This window comes from Pseudomonadales bacterium (genome assembly GCA_024234435.1).
Classification (GTDB): Bacteria; Pseudomonadota; Gammaproteobacteria; order Pseudomonadales; family Porticoccaceae; genus JACKOF01.
Genome location: JACKOF010000002.1, coordinates 458,009 through 480,389, shown reverse-complemented (window position 1 = coordinate 480,389; position 22,381 = coordinate 458,009). Strand labels below are relative to the sequence as shown.

Below are 22,381 nucleotides of genomic sequence, written 5' to 3'. Positions count from 1 at the left end.
TATTTACCTCGTTTTTGCTATCTGTTACTTCTCAGCAACGTACCTGCTTCCGGCAGAGACGCCAATTGCTGCGTTAAAAAATCACTGGTGGTTTGCAACTGCGCCAGCAAGCCGTCAAGCGCATTAAACTGCGCCCGGTAGCGCGCCTCCAGCGCTTCAATTCTGCGGTCCAGAACCTCTCGCTGATCACCGATATCATCAATCCGGCCCTGAATACTGTCGGTTCTTGAATCCAACACACCATCCGTTTCGAGAAAACTGCTGATCATCGCATTTATCTGGTATGCCAAACCACGGGAAAAATCGACGATGCCCCGGTCACCCGATGCGCCACTGGCTATCCGTAAAACAAGCCCTTCAACCGAGCTGCCTGCGACACCCGTAAGCTGTTGCCCAGAACCCGTAGCGGCCTGTCCATTGATAGTCCCCGCGATATCCAGACCATCCGTTCCTGCAGCCACAGAAAAACCCAGCTCCGCCGCAGAGTTGGTGTCTACTGCCGTTATCTCGACTTTTGACGCAGAACCATAGCGCTCCGACGTGATCGTAAAATGGTCCACATCATATTCAACACTGACAGCGACACCTGCCGCCACAAGAGCGCTGTCACCATTAATTCGGGCCTGAATTTCTGCGGCCAGTTCCGCCCCGGAAGTATAACTGCCCTGGGTCAGGACAATACTGGCCGTACTGACGCCATCTATGGCAAGGGTGAAATTATCATTATCATCATTAATGGTTAGCGGAAATGCAGCCGTTGCCGCCACCAGTTGACCACGGGTAGCCATCTGGCTGATATTGACAGCGTAACTGCCGACCACTGTTTCAGCTGTTGAGCTGATAAACTCAACGCCACTATCAGAAGGAAGCCCTACCGCAGCAAACATGCCGACAATGACGTCAAAGTTATTTTCCAGCGCATCGTCCAGGCTGGCACTGTCAACTTTCAGCGTGCCGTCAGCCTGTGTTGTGATACCCATTTCCGACAGACTGCTGAAAGGGCCGTTAAACCCCTCAACCGCGCTGGTCATGACCTGGCGAAGCTGGGCGACAATGGAGCGCGCAGAAAAGTCTCCCTGCAATGCCCCCGCGTTACCGGAATCTGGGTCATAAGCCGTCAGCGTGTTGGCGGTTTGAATAAAATTGTTATAACCATTGATAAAATCTGTCACCGCTTTTTTTACGCTGGCCCGATCTTCGCTGACAGACAGCGTAATGGGTGAAGCCCCGGTCAGCCCTTTGAGTTCAATATTAACCCCATCAATGACATCGTTCGCGCTATTGGTGCTGCTGGTGATATTCAGACCATTAATACTCAGAATGGCGTCCTGCGCCGCCACTGTCTGTTCTATGTTGGTGGCGCTGCTGTTGAAAGCCAGCGCGGAAAGACCAGAGGCATCCAGATCATCGTTATCACCGGTGTCATCCACCGTGATTTCAAGGCTGTTATCAGCTCCGCTCTGCTCGGAATTAAGCAGCAATCGATAACCGGAGCCATCGTTTACGATAACGGCGTTTACACCGATATCCGCATCATTGATAGCATCGCGAACCCCTTCCAGCGAGTTGTTGCTGCTATCGATAGTAATGGTCGCCACACCGCGCTCTGGATTAACCGAAAAGCTGTTATAGCTCTCGGGACCAGGATCAGGGGAAACATAGTCTGTGGTACCGAACCGGAAAGTCAACGTACCAGTGCCCACCTCACTGGCAGACGATAAATAACTGCCACTGGCCAGAGAGTGGGACATCGCCAGCTGCGAGACAGCAAGACTGTAGCTGCCTTCAGCCGCCGCACTTGACGCGCTGACAGTCGCGATGGATAAATCACTGGACTCCGCTGTTCGCCGACCAAAGGTTGACAGAGAATTAATGCTGGCCAACGCCGATTGAAATCCGGCCAATACACCCTTAAAAGATCCGAACGCTGACAACTCTGCTGTAAGAGTGGCTTCCTTGTTTAGCAGGCGACTTTCAACGGGACTCCTTTCAGCCGCTACCAGCTGGGTAACCAGACTCTCGATATCAAGTCCTGAACCTATTCCTGTCGCTGTCAGCATAAAGCATCCCTTGTACAACAAACCTTATTGAGAAAGTACCTGTTCAAGCGCCTGTCCACCCTCAGTCAAGGCGGCACCAGCCACAAGGGAAATGCAAGCACAGTGCCAACCTTTTCTTCCCGTCGAACTTCGACTAACTTTCGCTGTTCATTAACAGTCCTTTGACCGGATCCGGCGCATATTCTGTGATATAACGGGATATCGCCAGCACTTCTTCAGAGGGAATTTGCCTCACAATCTCGGAAGTTTCGCTGTCTAGCACTGTGACAACAGTGCCTCCTGTTACATCATCAACCTGGAACTGAAGATCCCGAGTAATATTCTGCACAAAACTTGTAATATTACTCACCGCCTCTACCACGTCCTCTCGAGTGACTTCCGCTGTTGGTTCCGGCGGTAAGACATTGCCGCTCGACGGCACTTCTTGCCGGGAAGTCATGGCAGCTGGCGCTTCAGTACTGGCCTGCTTGGACAGTGACGTTAACGCTGTAATTGCTGTTTCAGACATTGTAATTGCCTCATTCTACTCTTAGCGTCGACACCTGAACGGGAGAGGTAGTCACTACCCCCTCCCGTTTACCGTCTGGCTAATCGACCTCATCAACTACTGGAGTAGCGCCAGAACATTCTGTGGCAACGCATTGGCCTGAGCCAACATCGCGGTACCAGCCTGCTGCAGAATCTGGGCACGTGTCAGGTTGGCTGTTTCTGCCGCAAAGTCGGCGTCAAGAATACGGCTACGAGAAGCACTCAGGTTTTCTGAAGTCGTTTGAATACTGGCAATCACTGATTCAAAGCGGTTTTGAATCGCACCCAGTGACGCACGACTACTGTTAATCGTAGTCAACGCAGCATCAACAGAGAGTAGCGCAGCATTCGCACCAGAAACCGTGGAAATATCCGTATTCGCAACGGTAGTACCGATCAGGGTATCTGCCGTTGTAGTCCCTGCAGAAAGACCAGCATTACCTGGTGTTGCACCACCAATTACCAAATCATCAGCCGCAGAAGTAATAGCACTGATCACGCCGCGATAGGTTGTGCCTGTAGCAGCCAGACCTTCACCAGCCGTTTCTGTTCCGCCTTCAACCAGCGCAATATTGCTGCCATCATCGGTAGAAATATCCAGCGTTGTTGCTGTTGGAGCAGATGCAGTAAACCCGCTTAAACTGTTGATCAAGGCAGCAACTTCAGTAGCCGTGATAGTGCCATCAGCACCCGCTGCGGTTAAATCAAGGGCTGTACCATTGACAGAAAGGGTATAGTCAGGCGCAACAGCTGTTACCGCTGGCGTACCCGCTGTCGTTTCAGATTCAGTCACACTCGCAGCTACACCACCCAACGTACTAGTGCTTGTATCGAATGTAATTGCTGTGCCGTCCGCCTTTGAAAGCACCAGATCACCACCAGACAGGGTTCCGGAAGTAATACTGTAGGCACCACCACTGTTAGAAATAAACGTTGCAAAATCCGAATCGATCTCAGCAGCAATCGCTACAGTAGCGACAGTTTCAGTATTCGCCAGGGTAACATTAGCAGCTTCAACACCATCAATAGTCAGAATAAACTGCTGGCCATTGGCATCGGCGGTACCGGCAATAGCTGTTACCGTATTCTCAGTAGGAGAAGCAGCCGCACCAGCCGTACCCACTACATCAGCAAAAGCAATACCGGTTTGGGCATTGGTAGCAGTAGCGGAAAGGTTAACATCGGCAGCGGTAATGGCAGCGGCGATAGCAGCAGCATCCGCTGTAGCAGTAATCGCGTTACCATTAACCGTCAGATCACCTGCCGCAAAACCGGCTTGAATTGCCGTGCCGGGAGCAGCCAGTGAAGCACCTGTAGTTTGACCCAATACGGCAGTACGGGCACTGCTGATATTGGCAATACTGACTGTTTCACCCGCGTTTGCACCAACCTGGAAGGTTTGTGAAGCGAAAGAACCATCCAGCAATTTAACGCCGTTAAACGCACTGGTAGAGGATACGCGGTCAATTTCTGCAACCAACTCAGCAACTTCCGACTGCAGAGCAGTTCTATCACTCGAGGAGTTAGTAGCGTTAGCTGACTGTACCGCCAATTCACGAATACGTTGCAGGTTATTGGTAATCTGCGCCAAGTCACCTTCAGCAGTCTGGGCTAGAGAAATACCATCGTTGGCATTACGAGCGGCCTGGTTTAAACCGCGAATCTGGGTAGTAAAGCGCTCAGAGATGGCCAGTCCGGCAGCATCGTCTTTTGCGCTATTAATGCGCAAACCTGTTGAAAGACGCTGCAATGAAGTATTCAACGCGCCTTGCGAACTGTTCAGGTTACGCTGGGCATTGAGCGAAGCAATATTGGTATTGATTGTCTGTGCCATAATTCTTTCCTCTTGGTTTCCGCTGATCGGCAGTGGCCGACATTCGCGGTTTCAAAGTTGTTCTGGAGTCACATGATCGACTGTGCGTCTCCACTGCCGATACTCCATATATCGTCAACTGTTTTTACAACTTTAGGATTTATTGAAAGAATTTTTGCAACTGGATAATTTAGAAGAAAAAATGTGAACCAATTGGCACATTGCTGACCGAATCTGTGCGTCTTTTGACCAATCCTGTCATGCACCAAACAAAACGATAACAACGGGGGCTATTTGCTGTTCGTGGATTGCTTCGTCGGCTGCGCCTTCTCGCAATAATGGCATGGCCGTAAAAACTAACGAATCATGCCCGCCATAGACCTTGATAACGCAATATAAAAATAGCATCCCGTTATCGCGAATCCGCAGGCTGAAGCGATTCAATAGATAATTATTGAGTTGAGGTTTTGGATGACGACGCCGCTGTGCGATTGAACCAGCTGATAGACTACTTCGTCGACGATGCCTTCACGCAATACGAACCTGAAGTTTTAAGACACTCTATAAATAATTAAACAGAGACAGCCCCTGCACCTTGACGTAGGCCTGCTGGGCAGCCTGAAGCGCTGTCAGCTGAAGATTGAGCCTGCTGATGGCTTCGGCGTAATCGAGGTCCTGAATGTCGGAAAGGGTTTCTTCCATTTGCAGCTTGAAGCTGTCATTGATATTGAGCTGGTTTTCAACCTGGTTCAACCTGACACCCACAGCGGCACGCACATCCAGCACCTGACCAATGCCCTGATCAAGATTTTCAAGCGCTTGCCCCATTGCGGTATTCAACAGGGCGATTTCTGCAGGCGCGGAACCGCTGCCCTGAAGAACACTGACAATGTCTTGCAGGGTGCTGAACATATCCTGCTTGGTGGATGGCGTCACCTGGAAGCTGTCACCGTCAGCAGGGACACCGTCAAAGCCGATACTGGCACCACCAAAAGTAATATTTTCGCCAGAAACATAGTTACCACTGGCGATAACAGCTGCTGCGCCATCCGTCACCTGATAGGTGATTGGGTCAGCCGGTGTCGCCTGACTGAAAGTAATGGTGTAATTGTCAGCAACAAAATTACCCTGGACCGTATTCGTACCGGCCACAGCTGTACCGCTGTTTGCAGGGTTCGCAGCAATTTCATAACGACCATTGCCAGAAGGCACAGCGACAAACACATCGAGTCCGGAATCCTGAATCGCCACCTGAGAGCTTCTGCCAACCTGCAACAACCGTTGGCCGTCATCACCATTGTAGGAATAAGTGTTGCCCTGTTTGGTAAAAGGCTCGCTGGTATTCTGGAATCCCGCAAAAATGTAGTCACCATCAGCATTCTGGCTGTTGGCCAGAGCCTGCAATCCGTCCAGCTGCGCCTCAATTTCCACCGCGATAGCCTGCCTCGTCTCCGGCGACTGGCTTGCATTGTTCGCTTGCACAACCAGCTCTCTGACTCGCTGCAAAAGGTTGCCAACATCGTCAAGAACGGCCTCTTCCTGTCGTAAGTGCGTCTCTGCCAGATTGCCGTTGCGCTGATACTGATCCATCAACTCGAGATCTTCTGTAATATCGAGGATTTGGGCCGCCGCCACCGGGTCATCGGAAGGAGTCAGCACACGGCGCCCCGTTGCCAGCTGCTGTTCTGTGTGCTGCAACTTGGCCTGCTGCTCAAGGATGCCGGAAATACCCTGCTGAAAAATCTGTACACTGGAAAGACGCATATCTCAAGTCTCCTTTTGACTACCGCTGCGTGGCGTTCAACAGTGTCTGAAACAACTGATCAGCTACGGCAATCACCTGTGCCGCTGCCTGGTAAGCCTGCTGGAATCGAATCAGATTCGCAGCCTCTTCATCGAGGTTGACCCCTGAAACGCTGTCCCTTGCCGACTGTGCCTGTTCCAGCAAAATGGATTCTGTATTCGCACTGGTCTCTGCCTGCCGTGTTTTTACACCAATATCAGCAACCAGCCCCCCGTAAACGCCCTGATAACTGGCTTTGCCTCCCAGCAGGTTTTTCTCAGACTGGAGGCCCGCCAGCAGCAAAGCGTTGCGGTTATCGCCAACTCCGTTGACATTATTCTCGATAACCAGTTCGTCTCCCGACTGAGGGACACCGTTAACGGTGAAATCGAAACCGCCCAGAGTAAAAGTTTTGCCATTGTTTTCGGTAGCCGGGTTATAGGCCAGCGGACCACCGGCAATACCACTGACATCAAAACCGGGTACGCCTGCACCCAGGGCATCCGGATTAAAGGTAAGGGTTACCGGCCCAGCCAAAGGCAAGGCCGCGATATCCGTTACCACTAGATCAGCAAGGGCCGCTGAACCAGTATTGCTCAACTCTTCGTAGCTACGCAGTGGCGAAGCCGCCGCAAAGTCTTCGGCCTGAGTCAATGCCACACTGAACTGACTGGCACTTTGCAGTGTTGGCTGAACCAGAAAACTGTCGCCACTCACCGGGGCGCCCGCCGGAGTAATGGTCAATCCGTCAACTGAAAACGGCCCTGCTCCGGTCTGACTGACTTTTGTGGTCAGATTTGTCAGCGTCCACTGACCGGCTTCAAAGCGCAAACTGTAATCATCGCCGGTTAGCTGTGTGGCATCGGCAATAGTGGCCGCTACCGAAGACAGACCCGAGTTATCCGGATGAGATGCCGTTGTCGCATCAAGCGGCAAAAAGAAGTCGCCTCCCAACTGGCCATCGAGATCCTGGCCAAGGCGGTGCTGTTCATTGAAGGTTGCCGAAATGCCCGCGGCAAGCAAGCCTAATTCGTTTCTGGCCGGATTCAGCACCCGGGCTCGAAAATCCAGCACAGCACCAAGTTCACCGCCATTCAGAAACCGGCTCAGGTCATTGCTACCGCCACCAACCCCGGCAACACCAACCAGCGTCTGGGTACCGTCAAACGGATCAGCAAAGGTTTGCAGTTGCTCGGCCGTAAAGCCTACCACCAGCGCCTGCCCCTTGCCGATCATCACGTTAACCGAACCATCTGACTGCTCAACCGTGGTGACATTGACTTTGGCGGAAAGCTCTACCAGTAGCTGGTCACGCTGATCAAGCAAATCATTTGGCTTCCCGCCAGCCTGGGCAGATGCAGAGGAAATCTGTTGATTGAGTTCAGCAATGTTAGCCGCCAGTGAATTGATCTCGCTGACTGACAGCTCGAGGCGGGCATTCACTTCGCTGCTGATATTGCGGAAGTTACTGTCGAGGTAATGAAACCGATCAGCAAGCGCTTGGGCTTCGCCCAGTAATACCTCGCGCTCAGGCATTGAGCCAGGGTTATTGGAAACATCCTGAAGAGCACCAAAAAAATTATCGATAACCGGCCCCAATCCAACATTGGGATCAGCCAGCATCTGATCGAGCCTTGTGGAAAGCTCATGAAACGTCTGGAAACCGCTTTGCGAGGAGGTTCGGGAGCGAATATCCGACACCAGAAACTGATCGTAAAAACGCTGTATGGAATCGACTTCGACACCCGAACCAATATAGCCATTTCCCGACAGTTGCGGCGGCAATGTGTCAAAATGCACGCGCTGACGGCTATAGCCATCTGTATTCACATTGGCGATATTATGGCCGGTAGTATTGATCGCCTGCTGCAGAGAAAGCAGTGCCGATGCTCCAATGTTTAGAATGTCTGCCAAAATAATTACCTGTCGTCTGTTGCCTGTTATCTGCTGCTCATGTCGGCGGAAACCAGCATTTTCAACTTAACACCCTCGGTGTTAAGCTTGACCTGTCACCTTTATATCGACACCGCAGTAAAACTCTTTAGCTCGCCAACCACGTTATCCAGTGTGTCGCGGTTCACAATATTCATAATTTTTTCAGCATATTGCGGGTCAGTAGCGTAACCGGCGCTTTGCAATTCGCTCACAAATTCACTGCTGTCAGAGACTTTCTCAAGCGCCTGTTGATAGCGGGGATTAGCCTTCAAAAAACTGACATAATCGTCAAAGCTGCTCGCCAGTGAATCGTAAACCCGGAACGCCGCTTTCTCTATGGATGCCAGCCCATCGCGATACTCAACGGTATTCACAACTGCCGAGCCCCCTTTCCAGTCACCGTTCGCCTTGATACCGAACAAGTTAAAACTGCTGCTGCCATCCGCAGCACGAATCACCTTCTTGCCCCAGCCGGTTTCCAGCGCCGATTGTGCAACCAGCACTTGAGGATCGACCCCCAGCTCACTAGCGGCATTTACGGCGTGATCCCATACATCACGAATAAACTGTTCCGGCGACTCCGGCAACCAGGCGGGCGCCCTGTCAGCAACCTCATAGATCGGCCTGACTTCGCCTCCAGCAGCAGGAACCATACCCAGAACCTGTCGACGCATACTGGAAGACACCTCGTGAAGCGATACGATTGGCTCTGGCTTTTGCGGCTCGTCAAGCAGCGGTTTTTCACCCCCCAGCTGCTCCACCAGAATATCTTTCAACCCCAGTTTCCCCTGTCTGGACATATCCAGGGAGATTTGCTGATCAAACATGCTCTGGTACATTTCCATTTGATCGCTATTAAAAAGATCTCCCTCGATAGTGGCGTCGCGCATGGACTTGAGCATCATTTGCATGAATAAGGATTCAAAGTGAGTTGCAACTTCCTCAACGGCTTCCGTTGGTGCACTGAGCGCATCGGATCGCAGCGATGCCAGATGCTGGAAGTCGCTGTAAAGCGCTGCTGGTGCTGTATTTTGCGTTGCGATGCTCACTCGTTCACCCCGTTAGATCACAATTAACTGGGCACGCAGTGCACCCACCTGCTGCAATGCTTCAAGAATAGCCACCAGGTCACCGGGGGCTGCACCCACATTATTGACTGCGGTTACCAGATCATTGAGCGTTACACCGGGATCAAACAGAAACATGCGACTGCCTTCTTCTTCAATATCAACCTCGGAGCCCGGCACCACAACCGTTTCACCCTGCCGGGCAAAAGGGGCGGGCTGGCTGGCTTCATAGTTCTCTGCAATGGTGACAGTGAGGCTTCCGTGAGCAACCGCCGCCGGGGAAACCCTGACTTCGCTGCCAATAACCACCGTGCCGGTGCGAGAGTTAATAATGACTCTGGCGGGAGCTGCACCAGGCGTAACCTGAAGGTTTTCTACCACCGAGACAAAAGCCACTTTATCCTCAGGCTCCAACGGCGCTTTCACCTCGACAGAAGCGCTGTCGAGTGGTCGGGCAACACCCTGCCCCAGGGTATCGTTAATTCGATTCGCCACTTGCAGCGCCGTGGTAAAGTCAGGTGAATTGAGGTGCATGACCAGCGAAGGATCACGGTTAAAAGGGTTGGCAACCTCACGCTCAACTATTGCCCCATTGGGAATTCGCCCGGCGCTGGGCACATTAACGGTAACACTGGAGCCATCTGCTCCGTCGGCGCCAAAACCGCTGACAATCAGGTTGCCCTGCGCCAATGCATAGGTTTGTCCATCAACGCCTTTGAGGGGTGTCATCAAAAGGGAGCCACCACGCAGACTTTTCGCATTACCCAACGATGAAACGGTAACATCAATGGTTTTGCCCGCTTTTGCAAAAGCGGGAAGATCTGCATGCACCATCACGGCAGCAACGTTTTTCAACTGCGGGTTAACATTGGCCGGAATCACCACACCCAGCTTTGCCAGCATGCTTTTCAGACTCTGTACAGTGAACGGGGTTTGTGTGGTCTGGTCACCGGAACCATCCAGCCCAACGACCAGCCCATAACCTATCAGCTGATTACTGCGCACGCCCTTGATGGTGGCAATATCCTTGATACGCTCAGCCTGCACGACGTCTGCGGCAGAAAGCACCAATAGCAGCAAGATCGTATAAATTGTTTTCAGGTTCATAATTTTTATCCCGTGGATGTTCATTAAAATGTCACGCTTAAAACGGCCACAGTGGGCTCATGAAGAAACGCGACAACCAGCCCACGACATTGACCTCTGCAGTAGGGCCGGTGCCACCGTAGGAAATACGCGCATCCGCTACTTTGGTTGAAAGAACTGTGTTACTGGAAGAGATGTCCATCGGACGGATAATGCCACGGAGGCGAATATACTCATTGCCCTGATTCAGGTGGATCCACTTTTCACCCTGAATATACAGATTGCCACCAGGAAGCACCTTGGCAACCGTGACGGCAATGCTTCCTTGCAAACTATTACTTTGCGTACTCGCGCTGCCACCGCTGAACTGACTATCTGAAGAGAGATCAAATCCCAGATTAAAGTCACTGCCGAGGGTTCGTGTCTGACCACCGAGTATTGGATCCGTGATGGAGTTGGAATTGCTCTTGTCCAGATCTGTATCACTGCTTTTGGCGGCATCGGTAGTTTCAGCCAGAATAACGGTCACGATGTCACCCACCTGACGGGCGGTGACATCTTCAAACAAAGAAAGCGTGCGGGCAGGTTGATAAATACCGCCGCTTGGCGCTGTGGCCTGCTGGTCGGGAAACTCCATAGGTTCAGTCGGCGCATACTCGGGTGAGCTCTCGCTGGGCATGCCCGCACACCCCACCATCAGCAATACTGCCAACGCCGCTGTGAACCTGATCATCAATTTGTTTTTCATTACCTGCACCCCTCAAATTAGAGGTTATTTGCCACGTATTGCATCATTTGATCCGTTGTGGAAATCGCACGGGAATTCATTTCATACGCGCGCTGGGTCTCGATCATGTTCACCAGTTCTTCCACCACGTTTACATTCGAACTTTCCACGTAGCCCTGCACCACTGTGCCCAGTCCGTTAAGACCTGGGTTGCCCGGCTGGGGTGAGCCACTGGCGCTGGACTCCAGATAGAGGTTATCACCCATGGATTGCAAACCTGCCGGATTGACAAAATCCGCCAGCTGAACCGTGCCAATCTGGGTAACGGATGAAGAGCCGGGAATACTCACCGAAACGGTTCCGTCATTGCCGATATTCACTGACTGGGCATTTTCGGGAATACTGATTGCCGGTTGCAACACATAGCCATTGGAAGTCACCATCTGCCCCTGACTGTCTACCTGAAACGAGCCATCGCGCGTATAGGCCTGCGAACCATCCGGCAGCAATACCTGAAAAAACCCGCGGCCCTGAATGGCCATATCCAGCAGGTTTTCAGTTTGTGACAAGTTGCCCTGGGTAAACAGTTTTTCGGTTGCAACTGTCCGTACGCCTGTGCCCATCATCAAACCCGAAGGCAGCTGGGTATCCTGTGAAGACTGCCCGCCCACCTGACGCACATTCTGATACAGCAAGTCTGCAAAAATGGCGCGACTGCGCTTGAAACCTGTAGTACCCGCATTGGCCAGATTGTTGGCAATATTGGCCATTTTGGTTTGCTGTGCATCCAGTCCTGTTTTAGCGATCCATAATGCCTGTGTCATATTCTCACTCCTGTCTTCCGACGCTCTGCACTATCCAGAAATAACCTGGCAAGCGGCAGGCCGACTTAACTCATACTCATCAATTGGGCCGAAGCACTGTCAAGTTGCTCGGCGGTTTTCATCATGCGTGCATGGGCTTCAAATTCGCGGGATAGCTCAATCATTGTCACCATGGCAGAAACGGCATTCACGTTGCTGGACTCAAGTGATCCGGCGATAAGGCTAACCCCGGCATCTGCCTCAACAGCATCTCCCTTTTTCAGTTCAATCAACCCATTGAGCGTTTTCCTCAAATCCGATCGCTCGGGGTTAACCAACTTGATGCGGTCAATCACCGCCAGCGTGTTGGGTGCTTCACCGAGAGGAACGATAGAGATCGTTCCGTCTGTACCAATCGTAATGTCCGAAAAAGGCGGTAGCGCAATCGGGCCACTATTGCCGATCAGCTGCAGTCCTGCGCCGTCACTTAATTGGCCAAATTCATCGACCCTGAGGTCACCCCGTCGGCTGTAAACTTCTTTTCCTTCCGGGGTTTGCACGGCTATCCAGCCGGGGCCATTAATCGCCACATCCAGATCCCGACCGGTAATGCTGACCACACCCGGGTCGAGATCAACGTCCATTTCATTGCCGGTAGAATAAATGCGGCTTTTGTGTCCCTCGCCATCAACCAGAGCGCTTTGGGCAAGCAATAGATCCGCCCGAAAACCCGGCGTTGAAGCGTTAGCCAGATTATGGCTGTTAACGCCCTGTGCCAGCATGGTCTCCCTAGCCCCTGATGCCGCAATGTAAAGAAAGTGGTCCATTCGTTACACCTCAATACTCATTCAGCTCAACCCGAACTGTTAGCGAAGATTAATGACCGTCTGAGTGACGGCGTCTTCGGTCTGAATTACCTGCGCATTGGCCTGGAAGTTACGTTGGGCAACAATCATATTGACCAGCTGCTCGGTAATTTCCACGTTGGAATCTTCCAGCGCTCCCGACTGGATAACACCCAGACCGGAAGTGCCCGGCTCACCCAGCGTAGCGGGGCCGGAAGAAAATGTTTCCGACCAATTGGTGTCACCCAGTGGTTGCAGCCCGTTCGGGTTAGAGAAGCCGGCAACCGCCACTTGTCCGAGGGCTCGCGCCTGACCGTTGGTGTAGCGGGCAAATGCCACCCCGGTGTCATCAATTTCGAGGCCGCGCAGCTGACCGGTGGTAAAACCGTCCTGGGTAACGGAGCTGACAGCAAACTCTGAACCAAACTGCGTGGCGCGCGACAGTGAAATTGTAAAGCTCTGCGCCGCTGCCCCGGTGGGAAGACCGGAAGCATTTAACGGATTCCACCCGGCAATATTGACTTCAACCGGAAGTGTCAGAGGATCAAATTGACCGTTGGACTGAAAGGTCAGAGTGTCAGGACCGGAAGTTGTCACTCCGTCCACCAAGGTATGAACCTCCCACTCATTCGGGTTTGCTGTTTTGACAAAATAGCTGCTCATCACATGAGGATTTCCCAGTCCGTCGTAAATGGTCGATGAGGTTGTCGCATTAAATGAATCGGGATCAGGCGCCGTCGGTGGAGCCGCAAATGCATCGAAAGGACCGCCAAAAGGCACTAATGGTGGTGTTTCTCTGGAATCCAGGTTCATGGTCAAATCAATCGACCCTGTCGGGTTCGGATCAATCAGCGACGTATCCAGCTGCAAATCACCTAACTGGCCGGTAATATCACCCACATTATTAACCTGGAAGGCTTGCAAGCGATGACCCTCGCTGGTGACAATAAAACCATCGCGATCCACCTGGAAATTGCCCGCGCGCGTATACAGGGATGCACCGTCATCACTGAGCAGGAAAAAGCCATTGCCACTGATTGCCAGATCAAGTGCGTTGTTAGTAAAACTGATGTTCCCCTGAGTGAACTCCTGGGTTACACCCGCCAGACTTACCCCTTTACCAATAGCGTTGCCGCCCGCGCCCAGCAAGCTGGTAGCGTAAACATCAGCAAACTCCGCCCGGGAAGTTTTGAAACCTGTCGTTGAACTGTTGGCAATATTGTTGCCGATCACACCGAGATCAGCCGTTGCCGCCTTGATTCCTGAAACCGCCGTATCAAAAGCCATAATCTTTCTCCTAACCGTTTGAGCTAAAACTTACATTCAGAATTTTGCATCACACCACTAAACCATCATGCCCCTACAGGAAACTCTTCACGCCGGAAGTTCCCACTTGAGAGCCGCCCGTTAAATTCAGCACCACCCCACCCGTTGCATGGTCAATGGTCACCGACTCCACCTGATTGTGGGTGTAAACCGAAGCCGCCTGATTCTGCCCACCCATGATGGCTTCCGCGCTGATGCGATATTGTCCCGGCGATAACGGGTTACCGTTGTTATCTGTTCCGTCCCACACCACTTTGAAGTCTCCCCCGGCAGCTGCGCCCAATTCACTGCTGTAGACGAGCTGACCCGCTGCATTCTGAACATAGAGCGTTACATTGGACGCGCTCTGTGGCAGATCCACGGTGGCTTCAATAGCACCATCAGCTGTCAGGGTGCCCACATTGGAATCTGTCACTACCTGCCGACCGACCAGGCTGGCCGCCTGCACTGCCTGATTCGCATACAGCGCCGAAGACAGGCTGCCAAAACTGTTTTGCAATTCCTGAATACCAGAGACTGTTCCAAACTGGGCTATCTGGGCCAGGAACTGCATGTTATCCATCGGTTTGGTGGGATCCTGATTTTCCAGCTGTGCCACCATTAGCGTCATGAAATCCTCATGACCTAATTGGTCAGCATTATTATTGGTTGTCTTCACCTGAGCGGTAGATGGAAATAGTTCAGAGAGACTTGCTGTTGCTTCCATTGTTCTGTTCCTTTCTGTTTACTCGTAGCTAACCACTGTTTGCCTAGCGCCCCAGATTGATGGTGCGGAGAATAAGCTGCTTGGTGGTATTCATTGCCTCGACACTGCTCTGGTAAGAACGAGAAGCAGAAATCATGTTGGCCATTTCCTGAACGGAATCGATATTGGGCCGGTATATATAGCCGTCCTCGTCAGCCATCGGATTGCCCGGCGCATATTCTTTGCGGGCCTCGAGCGTACTCTCGACAATGTCGCTGACCCTGACCCCTGTTGCATCCTGCCCCATGGCTGCCATTTCCATCGCGCTGGAAAAAACCGGATAGCGGGCCCTGTAGACATCATCCGGATTGCCACTGACCATATCGGCATTCGCCAGGTTACTTGAGATCGTATTCAGCCTGACACTTTGCGCAGAAAGCGCCGAACCGGAGATATTGAAAACATTAAACAAACTCATCATTCACCTCGCAGTGCCAGCAATACCGACTTGATGCGCCCTTCCATGAAATTCAGGCTCGCCTGGTAACGAATAGCGTTGTCCATAAACTCGGCATGCTCCCTGTCTGTTTCAACGGTATTGCCATCCAGAGAAGGTTGAACCGGAACCCGGTAACCCACACTGTTTGCCATGGCTGCAGTTTCCATATGCATGCTGTGTGTTTTTGTCAAACCGCTTTGCGCACTCTTTGCCCGAACCATAGCCTGACCGAAATCAATATCTCTGGATTTGTATCCCGGGGTATCGGCGTTCGCCAAATTTGCGGCGATCAATTCCGACTTTCTGGAGCGAATGGATAGCACCTGAGGGGAAACACCTAGTATTTGATCAATCATGCTCATCGAACTTTTCCTGTAAACCAACCTGTTGCCTTCATCCATACACAATGCATGCCAATATTATTTTTCAATAAAATACAAATACTTAAGAGGATAATATTCGGCTGACGCTGGATATTTACGGCAATCCTTGACCGTAACGGCAAACATTGCCGCCGTGTTTTTCTTTCCAAGCTGGCGATGGCATGAAAGATGCTTAAATCATCAAGCAATGACTTTACTGGCAAAAAAATGACATATTTTTGGCGTCTATCAAAACTATCGCTGCTGTTTGCAACCCTGGCTTCTGGACCAGGCTTTGCTGATGACGACCCACAGCACTCCTTGATTGCAATCGTTGATGTCGCCATCCATGCAACGAAAACGCATGCGCAACAGATGGGCTACAAGAATGTTGCCGTTGAAACTCGCCCGCTTGATAACCGCCTTCAACTGCCACTGTGCAGCGAACCACTCACAACCAGTCTGCCCGGCTCAGGTAGCGCCCTGGGGGCCATCAGTGTTGGCGTTCGTTGCGCAGGCTTAAAACCTTGGACCATCTACGTTCGAACCGAAGTTAGTGCGCTGGAATCCATACCGGTTCTTGCCCGACCATTGTCCCGACACTCAATTATCAGCAAGGACGACCTGAAGCTGATAACCCGGCCATTGCAGTCTTCGAAAAAAAACACCCTTGTTGACACGGATGAAATTATCGGTCAGGAGCTGACCAGGTCGCTGCCAGCCGGTTCGGAACTGCGCCCTGTTCACTTGCGGGCACCAAAGATCATCAAACGCGGGCAGCAGGTAACAGTGAAGATGAACCTCAGCAGCCTGGAGGTCCGCAGTCAGGGAAAAGCGCTAAACGACGCTGCCGCAGGAGAAGCCGTGACTGTCACCAACCTCAACTCAGGCAAAAAGGTGCGGGGAATCGCACTTCCTGATGGCTCGGTGATTGTGCAATAATTGGCCTAAAGTTTTCCGGCTATTGGTCGACTATACAAACAGAGATCACAATCTTATGGAACCAGTAGACAGCAACATGAATATTAAAACGCCGAGAACCGACGTTCATCAAAGCTCGCCGCAGACCGAAAGGATTTCCGGTTCAGCGGTCAATTCCTCGAAGGCGGCTGAAAAGCCTGCCAGCGATACCGACACGGTCACCCTGACCGACGCGGCAGCAGACATTCTCAAACTGGAAGAAAAGCTGGCTAACATCCCTGATATTGATGACAGTCGCGTTGCCGAGATCAAAGCCTCAATTGCCGACGGCAGTTATCAGGTAGAAGCGGAAAAAATCGTTAATAGCCTGCTGAATATTGAACGAGACCTTCTCTAATATCATGCAACAGCTTGCAGACCTGCTCACACAGGAAATCCTCTGCCTCCGGCAATTACTGGATACACTCCACCGTGAACACCAAGCACTGCTGACATCTGATGCCAGCGCCATTGAGCTGATTGCGGCGGAAAAACAGCAATCACTGGCAAACCAGTCCAGAGCCACCCAGGCCCGCCTGCACTTCACACAGCAAAATGCCAATGGCGACCCACAGCAGCAACTCCAGCAGCTGGTCGACAGCAGCACTAAGCCTCAGGCACTACAACAGATAGTTGACGAAACCACCTCTCTCGCCCAGCAGTGCCAGGAGAAAAACCGAGCCAACGGCCGCCTTATCAACCAAAAACAACAGCAAGCCCAGGGTGCACTGAGCATTCTTCGCCAAACCGACTCGAATCCTGCCACCTATTCCGGTCACGGCAGTACACCAAATCGCCAGCAGGGGCGCACTCTCGGCAAGGCCTAAAAAAGGTCCGCCACCTCCAGCCAACCGGCCTGAAGCACGAACGGCCAACACCAACCAGGAGCGTCATTTTTTTAACGCTTCCGCCCGCGACACCCTTCTTACCCTCACATCAAAAAAGTCATTATTTTGACATACGGTAAATTTCGTCGAAATTGCACCTAAAATGCAGCCAAATAACGAGAAATCCACACGACAACTTGTTGGCATGCTGATTGCAATGTCTATCACATAACCGCTGCAAACAAGACAAGAAGATCAATGACTATGAACAGTGAAAAAGTTGCATCGCTCAAAACAGCCAGCCTGACGTCGAAAACGGCGACTGCTCGCCAGCCCCACAGCCAGGAAAGAGTTCTCCAGAAACTCAACGAAAGCAGTCTGCTGCAACTGCACCAGTTACTGCAGGGCAAACTGGATGTAACCATTCTTGTCACCCAGTACCACAGCTGGCTCAATAGCATTCAGCGTGCTGACAGTGTTGAATACACCCACCGGGACGACAATCTTTCACTGTCTGTTGGCGATCAGAAGCAACATAAAGCCCATTACACATTGCGGCTCGAAGAAAACTATCTGGGCACTATCATTATCAGCAGCCAAAAACGCTTCACCGATCAGGATCTTTTCGATCATGAACAGAGTATGGCCGTTCTCGTTCACTACCTGAAGGTCGCAATAAGCTTTCGGACCATAGAGCGAACCGCTCTTCACGACTCTCTCACAGGCGTTATGAACCGGGCTTCTCTGGACAACCTTCTGCCGATGGAAACCCATAGAGCACAGCGCTATCACTGCGACCTATCCATCATGATCATTGATGTGGACCATTTTAAATTGATCAATGACAGTATTGGCCACCTGGGGGGTGACAAAATCTTGTGCCGTGTCGCCAGCATTATCACGCAGTCCCTGCGCAGTTCCGATTTAACCTTTCGCTTTGGCGGCGACGAATTCATCGTTTTATTGCCAAACACAAATCTGAAAGGCGCGCACACAGCCGCCGCTAGTATTCTTGCATCACTGGGAAGCGAAGGAGCAGGGTCTTTCGAACACGCCATCAAACCACAACTGAGTATCGGAGTAGCTGCTCTTCGGAGAGGCGAGAGCCAGGAAGATTTTTTGCGTCGCGCGGACAATGCTCTTTATAACGCAAAAGCGAATGGCCGCAACTGTATCTGCTAGAGCCTGTTCACACTCATTGGATTGCCACTGTTGCAACCAAAAAAGTCGTTGCTCCTCACGCATGTGGCACCACAATTCGTGTCAGCAAGCCCTAGAACGCTGCGTAAACTAAACCCTGCAATCGGAATATAAATCTTCGGGGCGGCATATGAATCACCACAAAATAAGGTGCCAGTGCTACACTCCCGGCCATGTCGCAAACGCCTCTTGAGCTGCCTCCTTTATCGCTTTACATACACATTCCCTGGTGTGTAAAAAAATGTCCTTACTGCGACTTTAATTCTCACGCAGCAAGGACCAACCTGCCTGAAAAAGAATATGTCGATGCACTGCTCAGAGACTTGGGTAAAGATCTGTACCTGACACAAGACCGCCCATTGCAGTCAATCTTTTTTGGCGGCGGCACACCAAGCCTTTTTTCCTCGTCAGGCATTTCAAGAATCCTGCAGGAAACTGAAAAACTGATCCCCTTTTCCGGCGATATTGAAATCACACTGGAAGCAAATCCCGGCACTTTTGAGCAGCACAAATTTCAAGGTTTTCGCCAAGCGGGGGTGAACCGTTTATCCATTGGCATCCAGAGTTTTACCGACCGCCACTTACAAAAACTGGGACGAATACATTCTGCAGCCGATGCTCTCCAGGCCGTAAAGTCAGCCAGACGTGCAGGCTTCGATAATTTTAACCTCGACCTTATGCATGGCCTTCCAGAACAAACCACGCAACAGGCTATTTCCGACCTCAAACAGGCTATTGCCCTGGAGCCCTCTCATATATCCTGGTATCAGCTGACAATTGAGCCAAACACGGCCTTCTTCAGCTCACCACCCGAGTTACCACAGGAAAATATACTTGATAGCATCCAGCAGCAGAGTCACCATCTACTAGCCGACAAGGGTTATAAGCAATACGAAGTTTCTGCCTTTTCTACAACAGGGAAACAATCTCGGCACAATCTTAACTACTGGCAGTTTGGCGATTATCTGGGCATCGGCGCAGGTGCACATGGGAAAATCACGCTACCGGAGAAACAGCAAATTATTCGCACCGCCAAAACCCGTTTACCTGCGGATTATCTGGCAAGAAAAGACTCTTTCCTCGCCTCACAGAAAGCCATTCTGCAAGACGAACTACCGTTAGAGTTTATGATGAATGCCCTGCGTTTAAATGCTGGTGTGCCAACGGTCTTCTTTCAGGAGCGAACCGGGTTGAGCATTGAATCAATTTCGGCAGCATGGCAGGAACTACACGATCTCGCGCTGGTAGAAAACCTCTCGGAAAAACTCGCTACCACCCCCAGAGGCTTATTGTTTTTAAACTCGGTTCTTGAGCGATTCTAATACGCCTCCGGCGTACATCCCGATCAACTATTGATCAGAATCAACGCCCTTTGATTACCCTGTAACATAATGCGCAGCCTAACTTCCTGCCCGGCCAGAATAGAACCTTGAACACTCACCAGCTTAAACCTGAATTACTCTCTCCCGCAGGGACACTCAAAAACATGGCATATGCCTTTGCCTATGGTGCGGACGCTGTTTATGCGGGCCAGCCCCGCTACAGTTTGCGAGTCAGAGAAAATGAGTTTAATCATCTTGAGAACCTAAAAATCGGTATTGATCGCGCCCATCAAATGGGAAAACAGTTCTACATCGCCAGCAATATCAGCCCCCATAACAACAAAGTAAAAAGCTATCTGGCAGATATGGCAGAGGTCGTTGCAATGAAGCCCGACGCCTTAATTATGGCGGACCCAGGCTTGATTATGCTGGTGAGAGAAACCTGGCCAGAGTTGCCCATCCACCTTTCTGTTCAGGCTAACGCTGTTAACTGGGCGACAGTGAAATTCTGGCAACAACAGGGCCTGACCCGGGTTATTCTTTCCCGTGAATTATCACTCGACGAAATCGAAGAAATTAAACAGCGCTGCCCGGATATGGAATTGGAAGTTTTTGTTCACGGCGCGCTGTGCATTGCCTACTCGGGCCGCTGTCTGCTGTCAGGTTATATGACCCACCGCGATTCCAACCAGGGAGCCTGTACCAATTCCTGTCGCTGGAAGTATCAGACCCATGCCGCAAGCCAAACCGATTCCGGCGAAATTGTGCCTGCCGTTCACGCGGAATCTTTCACACCAGAACCCGTTAAAGTCGAGCAGGATGCTTTATTTTTGTTGCAGGAAAAAGGCAGACCCAACGAACTGATGCCCGCTTACGAAGATGAGCACGGCACCTATATCATGAATTCGAAAGATCTGCGGGCCGTTCAGCATGTGCAACGACTTATCGACATCGGCGTCGATTCACTCAAGATTGAAGGTCGCACCAAATCCCATTATTACGCCGCTCGCACAGCGCAGGTTTATCGACGCGCCATTGATGACGCGCTTAATCACAAACCTTTCGACATGACCTTAATGGACGATTTAGAGGGTATGGCAAACCGTGGTTTTACCGAAGGGTTCTATCGCCGCCATGTTCCCAGCGAGTATCAAAACTACGAAACCGGTAACTCTTCGGCCAGCACTCAGATTTTTGTTGCCGAAGTGCTCAATCAGCACCCGGCCGACAACTGTCTGAGCGTAGACGTGAAAAACCGGTTCTCCGTTGGCGATCAGCTCACCCTGTTAACCCCGGAGGGGAACATAGCCTTCACGCTTGAAGAGTTAACATCTGACCGCGACCTGCCGATGAACACAGCACCCGGATCGGGTCATCAGGTGACCATCAATGTAACCGACCTGCAGAAACACAACATATCCCCCCAGGCCTTGCAGCACGGGCTGATTGTTCGTGATCTTGCACCACCCGGACCGGCAGCCAAAAACGGCTAACAACAACCTGCGGACATTGCAGCATGACGATCAAACGGCAAACCATTGCCGCAGCACTCGAATACGCCTTTATGCTCGGTAAAATCACCCAAAAACTCGAAGTGGGGTGCAAACCGGCTGGCTTTTAACATACGCCAGGTATTACCACACACCGCTACTGGCTGACCTTTTGGGAAGCGGTATTGTTTGTCGAATGCCAGTGTACAGCCGTGATTCGGAACAGAGCCCAGATACACCACAGACAAACCGTAATCCTCACTTCCAGCCTCCAGATCAGGCGTTTTAAACAGCCGGTAAGTCGCGGAATAAAACCCGATATGGCCAATCCTCGCTTCCACTTCCGGGTTTTCAATGCCCAGCGGACGATCTTCCACCAACCTGGGGTCAGCAAATCCCGCTTTCTGGGCAAGCGCCATAAAATCGTGCCAGTAAAGGGCACCGCTTAAACACTCTCCATAGAGCAACGGGTCATCAACCAGCTCAGCAGGAACACGTCGGTCGGCATAGACGTCCGAAAAGTACATTTCACCGCCCGGCTTTAACAGTCGATAGGCCTGCTCAAGAACAGCCTGTTTGTCCGGTGACAAATTAATTACACAGTTGGAAACAATAATGTCGAAGCTTTCATCGGCGAGATCAAGCTCATCCAGCTTTTCGATATAACCTTTCAGGAATCGGACATTGTTTCTTTCATAGCCAAATGCATCGCGATGATATTCAAGATGGCGGTTAGCAACCTCTAACTGCTCATCCGTCATATCAACACCAACCACCGCACCGTTCTCGCCCGCCATCGCTGACAGCACATAACAGTCCTGACCCGAACCACTACCCAGATCGAGAATACGCGTACCATCAAGCAACGGCGGAGCAACCAGACCACAACCGTAATACTTGCCACTCACTTCCGGGTGAATTTTGGCCATAATCGGCTTGATGTACTCGGGAATGCTATCAACCGTGCAGCAGGCATCGGTTTTTAAATCCTCCGAACCCTGTAATGCCTTGCCGTAATAATCCTGAACTATTTCATGCTTCATTGTTACATTCATCCTGTTTG

General features: G+C 51.4%; 21 protein-coding genes. 6 read left to right on the top strand and 15 right to left on the bottom strand.

Features of this window, described 5'->3' with window-relative positions:
* Window positions 1–17: 17 nt before the first annotated feature.
* The 14 genes from fliD to flgB form a co-directional block, all read right to left on the bottom strand.
* A complete protein-coding gene (fliD, locus tag H7A02_12215; GenBank protein ID MCP5173019.1) occupies window positions 18–2,060 on the bottom strand; it encodes a flagellar filament capping protein FliD in 2,043 nt (680 codons plus the stop codon).
* Window positions 2,061–2,193: 133 nt separating this feature from the next.
* Entirely contained in the window at window positions 2,194–2,568 is a 375-nt protein-coding gene (locus H7A02_12210) for a flagellar protein FlaG (protein MCP5173018.1), read from the bottom strand.
* A gap of 96 nt (window positions 2,569–2,664) precedes the next feature.
* Window positions 2,665–4,422, bottom strand: coding sequence for a hypothetical protein (locus H7A02_12205; GenBank protein ID MCP5173017.1), 1,758 nt, complete (start codon window positions 4,420–4,422; stop codon window positions 2,665–2,667).
* Window positions 4,423–4,962: 540 nt separating this feature from the next.
* Window positions 4,963–6,165: a flagellar hook-associated protein FlgL gene (flgL, locus tag H7A02_12200; GenBank protein MCP5173016.1), complete on the bottom strand. Its 1,203-nt coding sequence runs from the start codon at window positions 6,163–6,165 to the stop codon at window positions 4,963–4,965.
* Between the two features lie 19 nt (window positions 6,166–6,184).
* Window positions 6,185–8,098, bottom strand: a complete 1,914-nt coding sequence (flgK, locus tag H7A02_12195) for a flagellar hook-associated protein FlgK (GenBank protein ID MCP5173015.1) — start codon at window positions 8,096–8,098, stop codon at window positions 6,185–6,187.
* A gap of 101 nt (window positions 8,099–8,199) precedes the next feature.
* A complete protein-coding gene (gene flgJ / locus H7A02_12190; GenBank protein MCP5173014.1) occupies window positions 8,200–9,168 on the bottom strand; it encodes a flagellar assembly peptidoglycan hydrolase FlgJ in 969 nt (322 codons plus the stop codon).
* Between the two features lie 12 nt (window positions 9,169–9,180).
* Window positions 9,181–10,293 (bottom strand): flagellar basal body P-ring protein FlgI, encoded by a 1,113-nt coding sequence (locus H7A02_12185; protein ID MCP5173013.1) that lies wholly within the window; start codon window positions 10,291–10,293, stop codon window positions 9,181–9,183.
* Window positions 10,294–10,330: 37 nt separating this feature from the next.
* Complete coding sequence (gene flgH, locus H7A02_12180) at window positions 10,331–11,005, bottom strand: flagellar basal body L-ring protein FlgH (GenBank protein MCP5173012.1); 675 nt, start codon at window positions 11,003–11,005, stop codon at window positions 10,331–10,333.
* A gap of 32 nt (window positions 11,006–11,037) precedes the next feature.
* Complete coding sequence (flgG, locus tag H7A02_12175; GenBank protein ID MCP5173011.1) at window positions 11,038–11,823, bottom strand: flagellar basal-body rod protein FlgG; 786 nt, start codon at window positions 11,821–11,823, stop codon at window positions 11,038–11,040.
* Between the two features lie 65 nt (window positions 11,824–11,888).
* Entirely contained in the window at window positions 11,889–12,629 is a 741-nt protein-coding gene (locus H7A02_12170; protein ID MCP5173010.1) for a flagellar basal body rod protein FlgF, read from the bottom strand.
* Window positions 12,630–12,668: 39 nt separating this feature from the next.
* Window positions 12,669–13,934, bottom strand: coding sequence for a flagellar hook protein FlgE (gene flgE / locus H7A02_12165; GenBank protein ID MCP5173009.1), 1,266 nt, complete (start codon window positions 13,932–13,934; stop codon window positions 12,669–12,671).
* 73 nt (window positions 13,935–14,007) lie between these two features.
* The gene (locus H7A02_12160) at window positions 14,008–14,679 is read right to left on the bottom strand and encodes a flagellar hook assembly protein FlgD (protein MCP5173008.1); all 672 of its coding nucleotides are present in this window, start codon (window positions 14,677–14,679) and stop codon (window positions 14,008–14,010) included.
* A gap of 43 nt (window positions 14,680–14,722) precedes the next feature.
* The gene (gene flgC, locus H7A02_12155; GenBank protein ID MCP5173007.1) at window positions 14,723–15,136 is read right to left on the bottom strand and encodes a flagellar basal body rod protein FlgC; all 414 of its coding nucleotides are present in this window, start codon (window positions 15,134–15,136) and stop codon (window positions 14,723–14,725) included.
* Complete coding sequence (gene flgB / locus H7A02_12150) at window positions 15,136–15,519, bottom strand: flagellar basal body rod protein FlgB (GenBank protein ID MCP5173006.1); 384 nt, start codon at window positions 15,517–15,519, stop codon at window positions 15,136–15,138. The genes flgC and flgB overlap by 1 nt, the downstream gene beginning before the upstream one ends.
* 189 nt (window positions 15,520–15,708) lie before the next feature.
* Between flgB and flgA the strand changes: the two genes are divergently transcribed.
* The 6 genes from flgA to H7A02_12120 all read left to right on the top strand — a co-directional run bounded on the left by flgA (window position 15,709) and on the right by H7A02_12120 (window position 21,321).
* Window positions 15,709–16,461, top strand: a complete 753-nt coding sequence (gene flgA, locus H7A02_12145) for a flagellar basal body P-ring formation protein FlgA (protein ID MCP5173005.1) — start codon at window positions 15,709–15,711, stop codon at window positions 16,459–16,461.
* Window positions 16,462–16,537: 76 nt separating this feature from the next.
* The gene (gene flgM / locus H7A02_12140; GenBank protein ID MCP5173004.1) at window positions 16,538–16,837 is read left to right on the top strand and encodes a flagellar biosynthesis anti-sigma factor FlgM; all 300 of its coding nucleotides are present in this window, start codon (window positions 16,538–16,540) and stop codon (window positions 16,835–16,837) included.
* Between the two features lie 4 nt (window positions 16,838–16,841).
* On the top strand, window positions 16,842–17,306 hold the full coding sequence (locus H7A02_12135) for a flagellar protein FlgN (protein ID MCP5173003.1): 465 nt from the start codon (window positions 16,842–16,844) through the stop codon (window positions 17,304–17,306).
* Window positions 17,307–17,564: 258 nt separating this feature from the next.
* Window positions 17,565–18,488, top strand: coding sequence for a GGDEF domain-containing protein (locus tag H7A02_12130; protein MCP5173002.1), 924 nt, complete (start codon window positions 17,565–17,567; stop codon window positions 18,486–18,488).
* Between the two features lie 191 nt (window positions 18,489–18,679).
* Window positions 18,680–19,828, top strand: a complete 1,149-nt coding sequence (hemW, locus tag H7A02_12125; protein ID MCP5173001.1) for a radical SAM family heme chaperone HemW — start codon at window positions 18,680–18,682, stop codon at window positions 19,826–19,828.
* A 164-nt stretch (window positions 19,829–19,992) separates the two neighbouring features.
* Window positions 19,993–21,321 carry a tRNA 5-hydroxyuridine modification protein YegQ gene (locus H7A02_12120; protein MCP5173000.1) on the top strand — a complete coding sequence of 443 codons (1,329 nt, stop codon included), beginning with the start codon at window positions 19,993–19,995 and terminating at the stop codon, window positions 21,319–21,321.
* On the opposite strand, the gene H7A02_12115 is transcribed toward H7A02_12120, so the two are convergent.
* Window positions 21,318–22,361, bottom strand: coding sequence for a methyltransferase domain-containing protein (locus H7A02_12115; protein MCP5172999.1), 1,044 nt, complete (start codon window positions 22,359–22,361; stop codon window positions 21,318–21,320). The two genes, H7A02_12120 and H7A02_12115, sit on opposite strands and share 4 nt — an antisense overlap.
* Between the last annotated feature and the right edge of the window lie 20 nt (window positions 22,362–22,381).